Origin of the sequence: Nocardioides sp. GY 10113 (assembly GCF_004919105.1) — a bacterium.
GTDB lineage: Bacteria > Actinomycetota > Actinomycetes > Propionibacteriales > Nocardioidaceae > Nocardioides.
The window spans coordinates 12,555-29,321 of the sequence record NZ_STGK01000020.1; the positions used below are offsets into that span (position 1 = coordinate 12,555).

At 75.1% G+C, this 16,767-nt stretch carries 20 protein-coding genes; 13 read left to right on the forward strand and 7 right to left on the reverse strand.

Annotated elements, in window-relative coordinates:
* The first annotated feature begins 2 nt into the window (after nt 1-2).
* Nucleotides 3-695, forward strand: a complete 693-nt coding sequence (locus E8D34_RS18805) for a response regulator transcription factor (RefSeq protein WP_136596199.1) — start codon at nt 3-5, stop codon at nt 693-695.
* Entirely contained in the window at nt 695-1,981 is a 1,287-nt protein-coding gene (locus tag E8D34_RS18810) for a HAMP domain-containing sensor histidine kinase (protein ID WP_136596200.1), read from the forward strand. Before E8D34_RS18805 ends, E8D34_RS18810 begins: the two co-directional genes overlap by 1 nt.
* Nucleotides 1,982-1,985: 4 nt before the next feature.
* On the opposite strand, the gene E8D34_RS21170 is transcribed toward E8D34_RS18810, so the two are convergent.
* Nucleotides 1,986-2,522 (reverse strand): hypothetical protein, encoded by a 537-nt coding sequence (locus E8D34_RS21170; RefSeq protein WP_206056801.1) that lies wholly within the window; start codon nt 2,520-2,522, stop codon nt 1,986-1,988.
* A 131-nt stretch (nt 2,523-2,653) separates the two neighbouring features.
* Here E8D34_RS21170 and E8D34_RS18820 point away from each other — a divergent pair, with 131 nt between their 5' ends.
* The 8 genes from E8D34_RS18820 (at nt 2,654) to E8D34_RS21450 (ending at nt 8,455) form a co-directional block, all read left to right on the forward strand.
* The gene (locus tag E8D34_RS18820) at nt 2,654-3,133 is read left to right on the forward strand and encodes a hypothetical protein (RefSeq protein ID WP_136596201.1); all 480 of its coding nucleotides are present in this window, start codon (nt 2,654-2,656) and stop codon (nt 3,131-3,133) included.
* A 2-nt stretch (nt 3,134-3,135) separates the two neighbouring features.
* Complete coding sequence (locus E8D34_RS18825; RefSeq protein ID WP_136596202.1) at nt 3,136-4,059, forward strand: FAD:protein FMN transferase; 924 nt, start codon at nt 3,136-3,138, stop codon at nt 4,057-4,059.
* On the forward strand, nt 4,056-4,628 hold the full coding sequence (locus E8D34_RS18830) for a ferric reductase-like transmembrane domain-containing protein (RefSeq protein WP_136596203.1): 573 nt from the start codon (nt 4,056-4,058) through the stop codon (nt 4,626-4,628). Before E8D34_RS18825 ends, E8D34_RS18830 begins: the two co-directional genes overlap by 4 nt.
* Entirely contained in the window at nt 4,625-5,872 is a 1,248-nt protein-coding gene (locus E8D34_RS18835; protein WP_136596204.1) for an NADH-ubiquinone oxidoreductase-F iron-sulfur binding region domain-containing protein, read from the forward strand. Before E8D34_RS18830 ends, E8D34_RS18835 begins: the two co-directional genes overlap by 4 nt.
* Nucleotides 5,869-6,063, forward strand: coding sequence for a ferredoxin (locus E8D34_RS18840; RefSeq protein ID WP_136596205.1), 195 nt, complete (start codon nt 5,869-5,871; stop codon nt 6,061-6,063). Before E8D34_RS18835 ends, E8D34_RS18840 begins: the two co-directional genes overlap by 4 nt.
* A gap of 100 nt (nt 6,064-6,163) precedes the next feature.
* Nucleotides 6,164-7,201, forward strand: coding sequence for a class I fructose-bisphosphate aldolase (locus E8D34_RS18845; protein WP_136596206.1), 1,038 nt, complete (start codon nt 6,164-6,166; stop codon nt 7,199-7,201).
* Nucleotides 7,201-7,578 (forward strand): hypothetical protein, encoded by a 378-nt coding sequence (locus E8D34_RS18850; protein ID WP_136596207.1) that lies wholly within the window; start codon nt 7,201-7,203, stop codon nt 7,576-7,578. Before E8D34_RS18845 ends, E8D34_RS18850 begins: the two co-directional genes overlap by 1 nt.
* 4 nt (nt 7,579-7,582) lie before the next feature.
* A complete protein-coding gene (locus tag E8D34_RS21450; protein WP_136596208.1) occupies nt 7,583-8,455 on the forward strand; it encodes a universal stress protein in 873 nt (290 codons plus the stop codon).
* Nucleotides 8,456-8,483: 28 nt separating this feature from the next.
* Here E8D34_RS21450 and E8D34_RS18860 read toward each other — a convergent pair whose 3' ends face one another.
* Together E8D34_RS18860 and E8D34_RS18865 are read right to left on the reverse strand one after the other, a co-directional pair.
* A complete protein-coding gene (locus E8D34_RS18860) occupies nt 8,484-8,879 on the reverse strand; it encodes an Hsp20/alpha crystallin family protein (protein ID WP_168929534.1) in 396 nt (131 codons plus the stop codon).
* 140 nt (nt 8,880-9,019) lie between these two features.
* Entirely contained in the window at nt 9,020-10,099 is a 1,080-nt protein-coding gene (locus E8D34_RS18865; protein ID WP_168929535.1) for a histone deacetylase family protein, read from the reverse strand.
* 48 nt (nt 10,100-10,147) lie between these two features.
* Between E8D34_RS18865 and E8D34_RS18870 the strand changes: the two genes are divergently transcribed.
* The 3 genes from E8D34_RS18870 to E8D34_RS18880 all read left to right on the forward strand — a co-directional run bounded on the left by E8D34_RS18870 (nt 10,148) and on the right by E8D34_RS18880 (nt 14,377).
* Nucleotides 10,148-11,224, forward strand: a complete 1,077-nt coding sequence (locus tag E8D34_RS18870; RefSeq protein WP_136596211.1) for a P1 family peptidase — start codon at nt 10,148-10,150, stop codon at nt 11,222-11,224.
* Nucleotides 11,221-13,185 carry a CocE/NonD family hydrolase gene (locus E8D34_RS18875; RefSeq protein ID WP_136596212.1) on the forward strand — a complete coding sequence of 655 codons (1,965 nt, stop codon included), beginning with the start codon at nt 11,221-11,223 and terminating at the stop codon, nt 13,183-13,185. Before E8D34_RS18870 ends, E8D34_RS18875 begins: the two co-directional genes overlap by 4 nt.
* A gap of 229 nt (nt 13,186-13,414) precedes the next feature.
* Nucleotides 13,415-14,377, forward strand: coding sequence for a TerC family protein (locus E8D34_RS18880; RefSeq protein ID WP_136596213.1), 963 nt, complete (start codon nt 13,415-13,417; stop codon nt 14,375-14,377).
* Nucleotides 14,378-14,400: 23 nt separating this feature from the next.
* Here the strand turns inward: E8D34_RS18880 and E8D34_RS18885 are convergent, their stop codons facing one another.
* The 4 genes from E8D34_RS18885 to E8D34_RS18900 all read right to left on the reverse strand — a co-directional run bounded on the left by E8D34_RS18885 (nt 14,401) and on the right by E8D34_RS18900 (nt 16,654).
* Entirely contained in the window at nt 14,401-14,694 is a 294-nt protein-coding gene (locus E8D34_RS18885) for a winged helix-turn-helix domain-containing protein (RefSeq protein WP_136596214.1), read from the reverse strand.
* Nucleotides 14,695-14,898: 204 nt separating this feature from the next.
* The gene (locus tag E8D34_RS18890) at nt 14,899-15,336 is read right to left on the reverse strand and encodes a hypothetical protein (protein WP_136596215.1); all 438 of its coding nucleotides are present in this window, start codon (nt 15,334-15,336) and stop codon (nt 14,899-14,901) included.
* 50 nt (nt 15,337-15,386) lie between these two features.
* Nucleotides 15,387-16,160, reverse strand: a complete 774-nt coding sequence (locus E8D34_RS18895; protein ID WP_136596216.1) for a hypothetical protein — start codon at nt 16,158-16,160, stop codon at nt 15,387-15,389.
* Entirely contained in the window at nt 16,157-16,654 is a 498-nt protein-coding gene (locus E8D34_RS18900; protein WP_136596217.1) for a SigE family RNA polymerase sigma factor, read from the reverse strand. Before E8D34_RS18900 ends, E8D34_RS18895 begins: the two co-directional genes overlap by 4 nt.
* Nucleotides 16,655-16,767 lie beyond the last annotated feature (113 nt).

Below are 16,767 nucleotides of genomic sequence, written 5' to 3' on the forward strand. Positions count from 1 at the left end.
GCATGACCAGCATCCTCGTCGTGGAGGACGACGAAGCGATCCGCACGGCCGTCGCCCGGGGGCTCCGCGAACGGGGGCACGCGGTGGCGACGGCAGCAACCGGCCTGGCCGGACTCGAGCACATCATCCAGGAGCGGCCGCAGGCCGTGCTGCTCGACCTGGGGCTGCCCGACGTCGACGGCCTCACCCTGATCTCGATGATCCGCGCCGCCAGCGACGTGCCGCTGATCGTGATCACCGCCAGGGACGACGACCCGACGATGGTCAAGGCCCTCGACCGCGGCGCCGACGACTACGTGGTCAAACCGTTCGGGACCGACCAGGTCGCGGCCCGCGTGCGGGCGGTGCTGCGCCGCGGCGGTCGGGACCAGACGCCGACGGTCGTCAAGGTCGGGGGGCTGGTCGTCGACGAGGGCACGCGGCGCGCGACGCTCGACGGCACGGTCCTGGAGCTCTCGCGCAAGGAGTTCGACCTGCTCGCGCTCCTCGCCTCGCGGCGTGGTCAGGTGGTGACGAAGCGGGAGGTGCTGGCCGAGGTGTGGCAGCAGCCCTCCGGCGGGCCCGACCGCACGGTGGACGTCCACGTCTCGTGGCTGCGGCGCAAGCTGGGCGAGTCCGCGGCGGAGCCCCGCTACCTGATCAGCGTCCGCGGGGTCGGTCTCCGCCTGGTCGACCCCGGGGCGACGGATCCCTGATGCAGCGCCGCATCTCATGGCTCGTCGTGGCCGCGACCGCCACGGTCGTGGTCGCCTTCGTGATCCCACTGTGCCTCCTGGTCCGCACCCTGGCCGAGGACCGAGCGATGGCGGCCGCCGACCAGGAGGCGCGGAACGTCGCGATCCTGGTCTCCGGCCTGGACGACGACCCCCAGCTGGCGCGGCTGGTCGCCGACATCGACAACCGCGGTGTGCCCACCACCGGCGTGCTCACCTCGGACGGACGCCAGCTCGGAGCCGCCGGGGTCGACCTGGCCGGTGACCCGGAGGTGCGGCGGGCCCGCGACGGCGAGGCGTTCACCGTGGTCGACGACGACGGTGGCCGGGTGTTGCTCCCGGTGATCCTCGACAGCGGCACCCAGGTCGTCCGTTCCAGCGTCGCCGAGTCCGACCTGCACCGCGGCGTCGCCCAGGCGTGGGCCGGCATCATCGGCCTGTGTGCGCTGCTCCTGGCCGGCGCGGCCGCCGTCGCGTGGCAGCTCGGCCGCCGGATCAGCGAGCCGTTGCGGGAGGTGGCCGCGACGGCGCACCGCCTGCGCGGGGGCGACCTCGCCGCGCGCGCCAGCCTGAGCGGCACCGACGAGACGCGGGAGCTGGCCCGCGCGCTGAACGGGCTGGCCGACCGGACGGTCGAGCTCCTCGCCGTCGAGCGCGCCGCCGCCGGCGACCTCTCCCACCGGCTCCGCACGCCGGTCACCGCCCTCCGGCTCGACGCCGAGGCGGTGGACGACGCGGAGCTCGCGCAGCGCCTGCAGGACCACGTGGCGGTGCTGCAGCGGACGATCGACGCGATCGTGCGGGAGGCGCGCCGCCCGGTCCGCACCGACCTCGCACCGACGTCCGGGGCGACCGGGATCGTCCGCGCCCGGATGGAGTTCTGGCGCCCGCTCGCGGAGGACCAGCACCGCGCGCTGACGGTGCTGCTCCCGGACGAAGAGCTCTGGGTGCCGCTGGCCGAGGAAGACCTCCGCGACCTGGTCGACGTGCTGGTCGACAACGTCTTCGCGCACACCCCCGAGGGCACCGCCCTGCGCGTCGGGCTGCACGTTGAGGGAGGGGCGGAGCAAGGGCGAGCGGTGTTGACGGTCTCCGACTCGGGACCGGGTCTCGCCGCCCGCCGGCCCGGAGACCGCGAGGGAAGCACCGGCCTGGGCCTCGACATCGCCGCCCGCACGGCGGGCGGGTGCGGCGGCGACCTGACGATCGGGACGGGCGACGAGGGTGGGGCGCTGGTCGTCGTACGGCTGCCGCTGGTCCGGGGCTGAGCGCTCAGTCGTCTCCGTGGTCATCCCCGCGGTTCTCCGCGCGGTCGTCCCCGTGCTCGGCCCCGTGCTCGGCCACGCGGTCCTCCCCACGGTCCTCCCGGTGCTCGGCCTCCTGCTCAGCCTCGTGCTCACCCTCGTGCTCACCCTCGTGGTCGCCTTCCCGCTCGACCTCGGCCGCGCCGCCGTACCCGCCTCCCGCCTGCCGCCCCGCGGCGACGGGAGCAGGCGCGGGCGGTGCCGCGGGCGCAGGCGCGGCCACGGGCGCCGCGGCCGGCGCAGGGGCGGCGGGCACCACCACGGTCCGCACCACGTCGGTCACGCACACGCCCTTCTCGAGATGGCTGTCACCGGGGCAGGGGGCCCACCGCACCCGCGTCCTGACCGGCGGGGGCGGCGCCGCGCGCTTCGCGTGCACCGCAGGGACGCCGGGGGTGTCGGGGGCCGCGACGACGCCCACCGTCTGGCCCCGGTAGGCCACGACCGATCCGGCCACGCCGGCTGCGAGGATGGCCGACGTGACGCCGGCGGCGATGATCTTCATGCCGCCGACCATGCGCCGATCCGGCCTAACGGCGCCTCGGGACAGCATCAAGTCCAGGTCAAGGCCCACCTTGAGGTCGACTTGACGTCTCCATGAGGACGCCTTGCCGCCGCGGCCGGCACCGTGTCCCCATGACGTACGACGCACGAACCCGAGACCGGTACCGACTCGCGGTGTCGGCGACGACGGCGACCGTCGCCGCCGGGGCGATCACCGCCACCGGCTGGCTCGCCGGCAGCGCCGCCCGCGACCATGCCGCCGCCGACGCCCAGGCCCAGGCGGCCCAGGCGGCCCAGGCGGCACCGGCGGACCGGGACCGGGCCCGAACGGCCGGCCAGCGCGCCCGACCGCAGCATCGGCGCACCCGGGTCGTGCTGCGCGACCGGCCGACCCGCACCCGGGTGACCACTCGGTACGTGGCAGGCGCGAGCTCCGCCGCGATGGTCTCCTCGGGCGGCACGCTCACCGCGTCCGGCGGCTCCGCTCCGCAGTCGAACCCGGCGCCCGCGGCGCCGGCGCCCGCCCCTCAGGCCGCACACCCGGCGCCCGCCCCAGCGCCCGCGCCGGCCCCAGCGCCCGCGGCCCCTGCGGCACCGTCGAGCGGATCCTGACGATGAGCGACGTCTCCGCCACCTTCCGTGCGCTGGGCACCTCGGTCTTCGTCGCCGTGCGCGATCCCGGAGAGCTGGCGCGTGCGCGACACCTCGCCGCGCAGGTGCTGGCCGACGTCGACGCGACCTGCAGCCGGTTCCGGTCCGACTCCGACCTGTCCCGCGTCAACGCCCACCCCGGCGAGTGGGTCGAGGTCGACCCGTTGCTGGTCGCGGCCGTCGAGGTCGCCGTCGCGGCAGCCCGGGCCACCGAGGGGCTGGTGCACCCGCTGCTCGGGCGGCGGCTCGTCGAGCTCGGCTACGACCGTGACTTCGGGACGCTGGTCGAGGTCGGGGACCGGGAGGGCGTCGAGTCCGATCCGCCCGAACTGCTGGCGTGGGCCCGGATCGGGCTGGACCCGACCGGGGCGCTGCGGATCCCGCCGGGCACCGCGCTCGACCTCGGCGCCACCGGGAAGGCGTGGGCGGCCGACCTGATCGGCAGCGCGTACGACGAGCACCTGCGGGCGTCCGCGGCCGTGAGCGTCGGCGGCGACCTCCGGATCGCCCGTCCCGACGGGCGCGGGTGGCAGGTGGCCATCAGCGAGCGCCCCGACGCACCGCCCGAGGCACTGGTCGATCTCGACCGCGGCGGCCTGGCCACCTCGAGCACCCGCGTGCGCCGCTGGACCCGCGCGGGCGCCCGCCACCACCACGTCCTGGACCCGAGGACCGGGCACCCCGCCCGGGAGGTCTGGCGCACCGTGACGGCCACCGGCGCCACCTGCTCGGCGGCCAACACCGCCAGCACGGCGTCGATCGTGCTCGGAGGCGAGGCCCCCTCGTGGCTCGCGGACCACGGCGTCACGGCCCGACTGGTCGCCCGGGACGGCGCTGTCCGCACGGTCGGGTCCTGGCCGGTGGACGCGATCGGGGGCGCGGCATGACCGACGGCCCTCTTCTCTGGTACCTCAACCGCGCCACCGGGGTGGTGGTGCTCGTGCTGCTGACGCTCAGCGTGGTCCTCGGCGTCCTCGCGCTGGGGGGCCGCCCCGGTCGCGGCCTGCCGCGGTTCGTGACCCAGTCCCTGCACCGCAACCTCGCGCTGCTCTCGGTCGTCACGCTGGTCGTGCACGTGGCCACCGCCGTCCTCGACACCTACGTGGACATCCGATGGTGGCAGGCGCTGTCGCCCGTGGGGGCGACGTACCGCCCCGTCTGGCTGGGGCTGGGGGCCGTCGCGCTCGACCTGATGGCGGTCGTCGTCCTCACCAGCCTCGTTCGCGCCCGCCTGCGCCACCGCGCCTGGCGAGCGGTCCACGTCCTGTCCTGGCTGGCCTGGACGGCGGCCGCGGCGCACGCGGTCGGTATCGGCACCGACCTGGCGGCCCCGAGCGGCGCGGCGGTGCTGCCGGTGGCGGCCTGCGCGGCCGCGGTGCTGCTGGCCGTCGCCGTGCGGCTGGCCCGGGTGGCGCGCCGGGGAGCGCGGGTTCCGGCGGTCGGGAGGGCGGCATGAGCGCGCCCCTGTCGCCCGTGCCGATCCCCACCCACATCGGCCTCCACGCCGGCCCGGCACTCCTGTCCGGCATCACGGACGGCCCGAGCCTCGAGGCGCACCGCGAACGGTACGGCCCACTGCCGCCGCTCGAGCTCGACGACCTCGTCGACCTGGCCTCCCGCGCCGGGCTGCGCGGCCGGGGTGGTGCCGGCTTCCCGTTCGCCACGAAGCTGGCGGCGGCGGCGCGTGGTCGGCGCCGCGAGCTGGTCGTCAACCTCAGCGAGGGCGAGCCGGCCAGCGCGAAGGACAGCGCCCTCGCGCTGAGCCGCCCGCACCTGGTGCTGGACGGCGCCGTGGCGACCGCCCGCGCGCTCGGCGCCCGGGAGGTCCACGTCGTCCTGCCCGGCGACCGTCCCGCGCCGGCGCGGCAGATGCTGCGCGCGCTCGGCGAGCGCGACCGTCGTGAGGACCGGGTGCGACTGCGGCCGCTCACGGCCGAACCGCGTTTCGTCGCCGGCCAAGCACGTGCGGTGGTCGAGCTGATGTCGGGCCGCCCGAACCTCCCGGTCACCTCGTGGGCGCCGGAGGCGGTGGCCGGCTTCCGCGGGCGCCCCACGCTGATCTCCAACGCCGAGACCTGGGCGCAGGTGGGCCAGCTGTTGCTCGCCGGCGAGCGGGCCTACGTGCGACGCGGCACCCCGGGCGAGCCGGGCACCACGCTGCTGACCCACAGCCGCCACGGAGTGGCGCCGGAGGTCTGGGAGGTCGACCACGGCACGCCGGTCGGCGACGTGCTGCCGCCGCTGACGCCGGAGACACCGGTGCTGGTGGGCGGCTTCCACGGCGCCTGGACGACGTGGTCGACGTTGGCCCGAACGGGGGTCTCCCGCCTGGCGATGGCTGCCGAGGGCCTCCCGCTCGGCGCCGGCGTGATCCACGTGCCGGCCCCGGGCGGCTGCCCGCTGGGGTTCACCAGCGCCGTCGTCGACTACCTCGCCGGGCAGAGTGCGGGACGGTGCGGGCCCTGCCTGAACGGGCTGCCCGCGCTCGCCGAAGCCGTCCGCGGCGCCTGGCAGGGGCGCGACACCACGGCCCGGGTCGACCAGCTGGCCGGCCTGCTGGTCCGGCGCGGCGCCTGCGCGCACCCCGACGGGACGGTGCGCCTGGTCCGCTCCGTGTTCACCGCGCTCCCCGCCGAGGTCGACGCCCACCGCCGCGGCTCCTGCTCGGCGGCCACCACCGGCGCCGGAGCGGCGTCGTGAGCCGCCGGCTGCGCGTCGACTGGCCGATCTGCCAGGCCCGAGGCCTCTGCCACGAGCTGCTGCCGGAGGTCGTCGAGCTCGATGAGTGGGGCTACCCGGTCGTGACCGCCGAGCTGCCCGACTGGCTGCTCGCCGACGCCAGGGCGGCCGTCCGCGCGTGCCCGCGGCTCGCGCTGCGGATCACCGACTGACCCGCAGGGGCGTAGGTCACTGCGTGGTTGCCCCGAAGTCCCCTGGCCCGCCCTCTCTGACGGGGCGAGGGTGGAGGGGAGCAACGGAGGTGCGCAGACGATGACCGGTGAGGCGATGGCGCAGACCGCACAGTCCCTGGTGGCGCCGGGCAAGGGGATCCTGGCCGCCGACGAGAGCACCCCCACGATGGCGAAGCGTCTCGCGACGATCGGGGTCGAGTCGACGGAGCCCGTCCGCCGCGCGTACCGGGAGATCCTGTTCACGACGCCCGAGCTGTCGCGGTACGTCAGCGGGGTGATCCTCTTCGACGAGACCATCCGGCAGCGCGCTGCGGACGGCCGCCCGTTCGCGGAGGTCCTCCACGGGGCCGGGATCATCCCGGGCATCAAGGTGGACGCCGGCACGAAGCCACTCGCGGGGTTCCCCGGTGAGCTGGTCACCTCCGGTCTCGACGGGCTGCGCGAGCGGCTCGAGGAGTACGCCGGGCTGGGAGCCCGCTTCGCGAAGTGGCGCGCCGTGATCCGGATCGGCGACGGGCTCCCCACCCCGACCTGCGTCGAGGCCAACGCGCACGCGCTGGCGCGCTACGCCGCCCTCGCCCAGGAGGCCGGCCTGGTACCGATCGTCGAGCCCGAGGTGCTGATGGACGGGGCGCACACGGTCGAGCGGTGCGCCGAGGTCACCGCCGACGCGCTGAGGGTCGTGTACGACCAGCTGGCCCGCCACCGCGTCGACCTCGACGCGACCCTGCTCAAGCCCAACATGGTGGTCGCGGGCACGGACTCCGAGGTCCAGGCGGACGACGACGCCGTCGCCAGGACCACGCTGGAGGTGCTGCGCCGCACGGTCCCCGCCGCCGTACCGGGCATCGTGTTCCTCTCCGGCGGGATGAGCGACGAGCAGGCCACCGCGCGCCTCGATGCCCTCAACCGGCACGGCCCGCAGCCCTGGCAGCTGAGCTTCTCCTTCGGCCGGGCGCTGCAGGGACCGGTCCTGCGGGCCTGGGCCGGCGACGAGGCGAACCGGGCCGCCGCCCAGGAGGCGTTGCTCCACCGGGCCGCGCTCAACAGCGCCGCCCGGTTCGGGACCTACCTCCCGGACATGGAGCGCGAACGGGTGGGCGAGGGGCGGCGGTGATGAACGACGGCGTCGCACGTCCGACCGCGGAGCACCTGGTCGAGCGGGTCCGCGGCATCGCCGAGGCCATGGCCGGCGTCGGCAAGGACTCGGTGTCGGCGCTGACCGCGCCCGGCCGGCGGTCGGTGGTCCACCTGCTCACGACCCTGGACCAGCTGTTGGACCAGGTGCCGCCGATCCATGAGGAGCTCGACGTGGTGCTGTCGGAGCTGCACGCCCAGCGCCTGAGCGTCCAGTCCGTCCGTGCTCAGCTCGAGGCGCTCGACGCGCAGCTCGAGGTGCTCGAGCGCTCACTGGCGCCCCTTCAGACCTGGAGCGACGCGTGGACGAGCGCCCGCGACTCGCTCGACCGGGCGGTCGCCCTCCTCGAGACCTGACGACATGGACCAGTCTCCTGACCACAGCGACGAGCAGCCACGTGCGCCACGCGTCGTCGTCGGGTACGACGGATCGCCCGACGCCGACGCCGCCCTCGCGTGGGCCGTGGAGAGCGCCGGCCCGCTCCGCCGACCGGTCGAGGTGGTGGTCGTCGGCTCCGCCATGGACCCGGTCGTCGGCCACTTCCGCGAGCAGGAGGACCGCAGGGTCGAGCGGAGGAGGGCGGCGGCGCTCGACCGGCTCGCGGAGCTCGGTGTCGACGGCACCGTCACGGTGCGCCGCGGCCCGACCGTGCCCGAGCTGCTCCGGGCCTCGGCGGGCGCCGCGATGCTGGTGCTCGGCAGCAGCGGCCACGGCCTGGCGGCGGGCTCGCTCACCGGTTCGGTCAGCCAGCATGCGGCCCGCCACGCGAGCTGCCCGGTGGTCACCGTGAGGCCCGCCCGCTCGACGCACGCGCACCGGATCGTCGTCGGCCTCGACGGGTCCGAGGAGTCGGCGAAGGCGCTGCGCTTCGCCTGCGAGCGAGCCCAGAGCACCGGCGAGTCCGTCACCGCGGTGGTCGGCTTCTCCTCCCCCGGCCCCGCGGCGCTGGGCCTCGACGACGCCGACGCCAACCGGCGGGTGCGCCGCAGGGAGGACGCGGAGCGCACCGCCGCCGCGGTCTGCGCCGACTGCACCAGCGACTTCCCCGACATCGACATCGTGATCGAGGCCATCGGGGTGCGCCCCGCGAAGCTGCTGGTCGACTGCAGCGCCACCGCCTCGCTGGTGGTCGTCGGCTCCCGCGGTCGCGACGCCTTCACCGAGCTGCTGCTGGGGTCGGTCAGCCAGCACGTGCTCCAGCACGCCGAGTGCCCGGTCGCGGTGGTCCGCTGAGCCGGGCACCCGTCGGCGTGGCCGTCGGCTACTCCGGCTGCGTCACCGGGATGGTCGTCCTCTCGACCGGCGCCCGGTCGGGCATGCTCACGGTGAGCACGCCGTGCTTGTACTCCGCCGTGACATCCTGCGGGGTCGTGCCCGTGGGCAGCGGCAGGACCCGGTCGAAGCTGCCGTAGCGGATCTCGGAGTGGTGCTGGTCGTGCTCCTCCGCGCGTCGCTCGCCGTGCAGCCGCAGCACCCCGCCCTCGACCGAGAGCTGGATGTCCTTGGTCGGGTCGACCCCCGGGATGTCGGCCCGGATCACGCGCCGGTCCCCGTCGACGTACTCCTCGACGCGTACCTCAGGTTCCGAGGCAGCGCCCATCCAGTTCATCAGCTCGCCGAAGATCGACGGGCTGGTGCGCTGCACCGTGGTGCTCATGGTGACTCTCCTCTCCATCGTTCCTCTGGTGACTGCCCCCCTTCCAGGAGAGCGCGGCCGCCCGTCCGACGCAGGAGGAGAAGGTCACGAGCTGAGCGACGGTGGTCACCGCCGCAGCGGGCCCCGGGACGAGCGGCGACTCAGGCGTCCCCGTGGCCGCGCAGGTACGCCGCGACGAGGCCACCGAGCGTCGGCAGGTGGTAGCCGCCCTCCTGCACCATGACGCTCGGCAGCCCGAGGCCGCCCAGCGCGCGCCCCGCGCGCTCGTACCCGTCGGCGGTGACCCGCAGCGGGCTCTCCGGGTCGTCGGCGGCGGCGTCGACGCCGAGGGAGACGACCAGCGCGGTGGCGCCGCCGGCTGCCGCCCAGTCGGCCAGGTCGGCGACGGCCTCGACCCACGGGCCGTCGCCGGTGCCCTCGGGCAGCGGCCGGTTCCGGGTGGCGCCGGCACCGGCGCCCGCGCCGGTCTCGCTCGCGTGGCCGAAGAGGTGCGGGAACCAGCCGGCGGCCGGGTCGACGTGCAGCGAGCCGTAGAGGACGTCGGGCCGCTCCCAGAAGACCGCCTGGGTGCCGTTGCCGTGGTGGGCGTCGACGTCGATGACCGCCACCCTCTCGTGGCCGGCCGCGCGCAGCGCCTCGGCCGCCACCGCGGCGTTGTTGAGGTAGCAGGACCCGCCGTAGCCGAGCGGGGTGACGTGGTGGCCCGGCGGGCGACAGAGCGCGTACGCCGCCCGCTGACCGCCGACGACGAGGTCCACCGCCGTGAGCGCGGCGTCGACGGCGGCGCGCGCGGCCTCCCAGGTGCCCGGTCCGACCAGGGTCATCGTGTCGTAGCAGTACTGGCCGGTGCGGGCGTGCAGCGCGGCGGGCGGCGTCGGCTCCATCCCGGCGACCAACGCGGGGGTCTCGAAGAAGTAGGGCACCACCCGGTCCTGGCCGACGACCTCCTCGTAGCCCTCCCTCGCCCAGGCCGCGGCGGCGGTCTCGAGGAACTCCAGCAGCCCCGGGTGGTGGACCACGCGGAGCAGCTCGTCGCCGTGGGCGACCGCCTCGTGGAGGTCGTGGTCGCCGAGCGCTCCCAGGATCTCGTCGACGCGCTCGGGGACCTCGGTGCCGGGCGTCGGCACGCCCAGCCAGACCTCGTGCCGGGGCACGTGCAGGCGGGTCGCGGGCGACCACACCACGGGGATCGGATCGGCAGGGGGCGCGGGATTCGGCACGGCCCGAGCATCCCACCCCGGTGGCCCGGCGTCGGGCAGGATGCGGGCATGCCGCGCGCTCGTGACCTGGGGATCCGGATCGGCGCCCTGCCGACCGGCCCGACCAACTCCGTGCTCGACGTCGCCGGGGTCGGCCTCGGCCACGCGACGGTCCACCGCGACGAGCCCCTGGTGGCCCGCACCGGCGTCACCTGCCTGGTGCTGGCCGACGACGCCTACCGTCGACCGCTGCCGGCCGGCGGGGCGGTGCTCAACGGCGCCGGGGAGTGCACCGGGTTCCTCGCCGCCGGCGAGTGGGGCGCCGCCGAGACCCCGGTCTACCTGACCTCCACCATGCAGCTCGGCCGCGTGTACGACGCGGCCTGCGAGATCGAGCTGGAGCGCGACCTCGGGGTCGCCGACGACGTCGTCATCCCCGTGGTCGGCGAGTGCGACGACTCCTTCCTCAACGACTGCCGGCGGATGCACGTGACCGCCGACGACGTGCGCGCGGCCCACGCCGCCGCGCTCGCCTCCCGCGGGGCCGCGGCGCCGCCGGCCGAGGGCGCGGTCGGCGCCGGCACCGGCATGTCGTGCCTGGGGTTCAAGGGTGGCATCGGCACCGCGTCGCGGGTGAACGCCGAGGGCCACACCGTCGGGGTGCTGCTGCTGACGAACTTCGGCACCCGCGAGGAGCTGGTGGTCGACGGCCTCCCGGTCGGCCGGCTGCTGCCGACGCCGCCCGCGACCCCTCCGTCCCAGCCCGCGAAGCCCGCCGGCTCGTGCCTCGGGATCGTCGTCACCGACGCCCCGGTCGACGGCGCCTCCTGCGCCCGGCTGGCGCGCCGGGTCGGGCTGGGCCTGGCCCGGGCGGGATCGGTGGCCCACCACGGCAGCGGCGAGATCTTCCTGGGCTTCGGCACCGGGCTGCGGCTGGACCGCGACCAGCGGCCCGACGGCGTGGCGCTCACGGGCCGCGGCCTCGACCCGCTGTTCACCGCCGTCGTCGAGGCCGCCGAGGAGGCCGTCCTGAACTCGATGCTCACCTCCCCCACCACGGTGGGCCGCGACGGCCACACGAGCGCGTCGCTGCACTCCCCCGAGCTCCTGGCGCTGCTCGCCGACCACCGGGGCGGCGCCCGGTGACCGCCGGGACGACCCGCGAGGTCCGGATCCCGGTCCGCGACGGTGTCGAGCTGGCCGCGACCCTCTACCTGCCGGACGGCTCCGCCCCGCACGGCGCCGGGCCGCAGCCGTGCCTGCTGGAGGCGCTCCCCTACCGCAAGGACGACCTGACCGCCTCCTACGCGACCGGGTACGAGGAGCTGCGCGACCGGTTCGGCTTCGCGGTCTGCCGCCTCGACCTGCGCGGCACCGGGTCGTCGTCGGGCGACGCCACCGACGAGTACCCGCTCGAGGAGCAGTCCGACCTGGTCGAGGTGATCGCCTGGCTCGCGGCGCAGGAGTGGTGCAACGGGCGCGTCGGCATGTTCGGGACGTCGTACTCGGGGTTCAACTCGCTGCAGATCGCCTGCGAGGACGCGCCCGCCCTCGGCGCGGTCTTCGCGATCTACGCCAGCGACGACCGGTGGACCGACGACGTGCACTGGCGCGGCGGCGCGCTGCGGCTGGTCGACCTGGTCGACTACTGCCACTACATGACGCCGATGTGCGTGCTGCCGCCCGTGCCGGAGGTCTGGGGCGAGGGCTGGGAGGACGAGTGGCACCGCCGGCTGGAGACGAACGAGCCGTGGGTGCTGACCTGGCTGCGCGAGGACCGGCACGGCGACTACTGGCGCGGGGGGTCGGTCCGCCTCGACGGCGCCGAGGGTGGCTACGAGCGGCTCGACGTCCCGACGATGCTGGTCGCCGGCTGGGCCGACGGCTACCGCAACAACTCCTTCCGCACCGTCGCGCGGCTGGCCGAGCACGGAGTACCGCACCGGCTGCTCGCCGGGCCCTGGGCGCACGCCGACCCGCGCACCGCGATGCCGGGGCCGCGGATCGACCTGGACGTCGAGATGGCCGCGTGGTTCGACCACTGGCTGCGAGGCGACGCAGAGCCGGCGCCGTACGACTCCGGGAGCGACGTCTTCATCCGCACCTCGACCCGCCCCGAGCCCGACCTGGACCTGCACGAGGGCTACTGGCTGCGGCTGCCGTCGGTGCCGCCGACCGAGGAGCTGGCGGTTCCGCTCGCCGTCCCCGCCGACGGGCTCGCCCTCCCGGTGCTGCCCGACACGGGCACGGCCGCCTGGATCGACTGCGCCGGCCACCTGCCGTGGGGCCTCTCCGGGGACCAGCGGTACGACGACGCGCGGTCCCTCACGTGGGACTGGGCGCCACCCCCCGGCCCCGTCGTCGGCCACCCCCGCGCCGTCCTCCGGGTCAGCGCCGACCGGGCGGCCGCCTCGCTGTCGGTCAAGCTCTGCGACGTCTTCCCCGACGGCACCTCGGCGCTGGTCAGCCGCGGCACGCTCGACCTGGCCCTCCGTGACGGCGTGCACGGGGCGCCGGCGCCCCTGGTGCCGGGCGAGGTCTACGAGGTCACCCTCGACCTCGACGCCTGCGCCTATGCGTGGGACGCCGGCAACACGCTGCGGATCAGCGTCGCCGGCGCCGACTGGCCCAACACCGTCGCTCCCCCGGAGCCGGTGACGCTGACCGTCCACGGCGGGTGGCTCACCCTGCCGGCGCTCACCGGCGACCACCCGACCCCGACCTTCACGCCCGGCGAAGAGCACTCCTCGGAGTCGACGGAGGGCGTCGACTGGTCGATCACCGACGACGTGCTGCGGCGCACCACCACCGCCCGCACGCGCTCGGTCTCCGAGTACGAGACGCCGTACGACGGCACGGCCCGCGAGGACTACCTCGGCGAGGTGGTCGTGGACCGCCGTACCCACCGGCAGACGGCGCACGCGGTGACCACGTTCGACCTGACCTGGCCGGGCGTCGAGATCCGGGTGGCCTCGACGATGGACGTGGAGGTCACCGGCGCCGGCGTCGAGGTGGCGATCGAGACGGTGGCGTCGCGGGACGGCGAGATCGTCTCGGTGCGCGGGTGGCGCGAGTCGCTCCCGGGACGCGGGTCCGGAGCGCGCTGACGGTCGCGGCCCCGAGCGGTCGGGCCCCGGCGGGCCGTCATCGCCTTGACACCCGAACTCCGTTTCGTGAATACTTCGTCGCACGAGGGGAGTACCCACACCAGCGACGTCATCGTCAGTTCGACCGGCCCAGCCCGGTCCGGTGCGTCGGCCGCCCGACCGCTCATCAGGGAGGCTGGGGAGACCTCCATCGGTCCGCGCGCGGCGCGGCACGACGGAAGGTGTGGAGATGGATGTTCCCCTGTGGGCGTGGGCGGCAGTGCTCGCCGTCATCGCGGCGATGCTGGCGGTCGACCTGCTCGCTCATCGCGACGCGCACGTGGTCTCGGTCAGGGAGGCCGCGGTCTGGTCGGCCGTCTGGGTCTCGCTCGGCCTGGCGTTCGGTGGCGTCGTCTGGTGGGCCTACGGCGCCCAGGCCGGCGGCGAGTACTACGCCGGCTACCTGATCGAGAAGTCCTTGGCCGTGGACAACGTGTTCGTGTTCGCGCTGCTCTTCACCTACTTCGCGGTGCCTCGCGAGTACCAGCACCGGGTGCTGTTCTACGGCGTCCTGGGAGCACTCGTGTTCCGGGCGATCTTCATCGCCGGCGGCACCGTGCTGCTCGACAGCTTCGCGTGGGTGCTGTACCTGTTCGGCGCGTTCCTGGTCCTGACCGGGTGGAAGATGTTCCGCCACCGCGACGCCCAGCTGGACCCGTCCGGGAACCCGGTCCTGCGCCTGATGCGCAGGTGGGTGCCCTCGACCGACAGGTACCACGGCCAGAGGTTCTGGGTGAAGCGCGGCGGCACCTGGGTCGCCACTCCGCTCTTCACCGTGCTGGTGCTGGTGGAGACCACCGACATCATCTTCGCCGTCGACTCGATCCCGGCGATCCTCGCCGTGACCCAGGAGCCGTTCCTGGTCTTCACCAGCAACGCCTTCGCGATCCTGGGGCTCCGCGCGATGTACTTCCTCCTCTCGGACCTCATGCACCGCTTCGTCCACCTCAAGGCCGGGCTCGCCGCCATCCTGGTCTTCGTCGGGGTCAAGATGCTGCTGCTCGACGTGTACAAGATTCCGATCTGGCTCTCGCTCGCCGTCATCGCCGCCTGCCTCGTCGTCGCGGTGGCGGCCAGCCTGCGCGCGACCCGCGACCGCACCGGGGTCCGGGAGGTCGACCGGACCCCCGCAGGATCTCGGGGTGCCCGCTGACCCGCGGGCCGGTGGTCGTCCCGTCAGCCGGCTTCGGGGCGGCCGGCCAGGAGGTCGAGGAAGTCCCCCAGCTCGACGCTCGCCTCCAGCGCGTGGCGGAGGTGGGCGGCACGGACCACGTCGTACCGGTTGCGACGCCCCACCCGTTCGCGGTGCACGTAGCCCTGGTCGACGAGGTCCCGCACGATCTGCTGGACCGCACGCTCGGTGATCCCCACCATCTCGGCCACGTCGCGCATGCGTACGTCGGGGTCCCGCGCGAGCGACACCAGGACGTGCCCGTGGTTCGACAGGAACGTCCACTCCCCCGGCCTCATGCGAACCACGATACGCGAGATGCCCTTCCTCTGTGGCCCCCGGCGAGCCTCCCGGCCAGCACCGGCTCGGCGCCGGCGGCGGGCAGCACCAGCAGGCGGGAGGCGTCGCCGTTCGGCCGCTCCCCCGCAGGCTGATCCGCTCTCGAGCCGTGCGGTCCTGACGCCGTTCCCACGGCGCCGAGCGCGAGCGGCCCGCCCGCTCGATCAGCCCGGACCGCTCGCGGCCCCCTCGCGGAGATCGGTCGAACCCGCAGACGCGCACCGGGCGGCGACGCGAACGCGCGCGTCGTCCCAGGCGCTTTCAGCGTCCGCCAGATCGCCGTCCGTCGAGGCGGTCATCCGGGCGCGATTCGCCTCGTACAGGACGGACACGACCTCCCGCGCCTCGGCGTTCCCCGCCGACGCGAGCCGCCCCAGGTCGCCGGCGAAGGCCTCCCAGACCATGTCCTCCCGCGGCACGTACGTGGCCGGCATGGCGCGCGCCAGCAGGCGACAGGTCTGGCGAAGCGTCCGCGTCCCCTCGGCCTCCGCCGTCGGGCCGGCCACCGCGTCGGCCGCCGCGTCGGCCACCGCGTCGGCCGCACCGCGGTCGCCCACCGGCTCATCCGCGCAGGCAGCGAGCAGCAGCAGGGCAGCGACCACGACCGCTGCCCGGGCCGGCGTCACCGGCCGGCTGGGGCGCCTCGGCGGCCTCACCGGAACCACACCTCGCTGCGCGCTGCCCGGAGGAGCTGCTCGGCGGTGAAGGGCGGATCGGACGAGAGCACGGGCTCGGTCGGGTCCTTCCTGTTCGCGCTGGTGAGCCGGATGTCCCAGCCGTCGAGCGTGTAGAGATCGACGAAGCGCAGCGCGGTGTCGTCCACCCTGACCAGGCTGGTCCGCCATGCGGCACCGGTGGTGTCGACGTGGCACCGGGCGGGCGTGGTGGTGCCGGTCTGGCACCGCTCGAGCGGTGGGCCGGCATCCTGCCAGCGTCCCCGCTCCATCCGGCCGGTCTCGCGGTTGCGCAGACCGCCGGTGGAGGCCGGCATCCACCGGACGCTCGTGGCGAAGCCGTTCCACAGGAACTCCACGCCGAGCGCCCTGATCCGCAGGGGGGACGTCTCGGAGACGGTCCCGGGATAGAGGGAGGCGAACAGGGCGGGAACCTCCTCTGCCGTCACGGCCAGCGCGCGGTGCCGGGGAAGATCGTCCTTCCCCGAGGTCGACGGGGTCACCGTCGCCGGCGCGGTCGGCTCCGCTCCCACCGGCGCGCGCCCGCCGTCGGCCCGGCGTGCCACGATCGTCGGCGCGCCCACCGCCGCCACCGCGACGGCCGCAACGATCCCGGCCGCCAGCCGCCGTCGACGCTTGCGCAGCCGCGCCACGCGGGCGCGCACGACGCTCTCCTCAGGCCTGAGCGAGAACGGGATCTCCGTGCCGGCGACGTGGTCTCGCAACAGCGTCTGCAGCTCGTTGTCGATCATGACAGCTCCTCGGTCGGAACGAGGTCGTGCAGGTGGGCGCGCAGCGTGCTGATCGCGCGCGAGGTCTGGCTCTTGACCGTGCCCTCGGCGATGCCGAGGGCGTCCGCGACGGCGGCCACGGAGTGGTCCTCGAAGAAGCGGAGCGCGACGATCGCGCGCTGCTGGGGCGAGAGCAGGTCGAGCGCACGCCCGACGTCGAAACCGACGTCGGGCGGTTCGGGTGCGCCGGCTTCCGGGAGATCGGACGTCGGCCATTCGCGGCGACCGCGGCGCGCGGTGCTGATCGCTTCGTTGACCACGGTCCGGCGCGCGTAGGCGTCGATCGTCTCGACGCGCAGCCGCGGCCACGCCAGGTAGAGCTTCGTCATGGCCGCCTGGGTCACGTCGTCGGCGACGTGCCAGTCGCGCACGACCAGGTACGCCGTCCGGCGCAGCGTGGGACCCCGTGCGAGGAAGTACTCCTCGAACTCCGCCTCCATGGATGGTCTCTTCATGCGCGCCCCTCTGACTCGGTTGCCGGGAGTACGCTCCCGGACCGCCGATGGGTTCGCAGCCGACGTGCAAGATCTCGCGCTGCCAGCGCGGGCGTCGGTGACGCCGAGGCCCG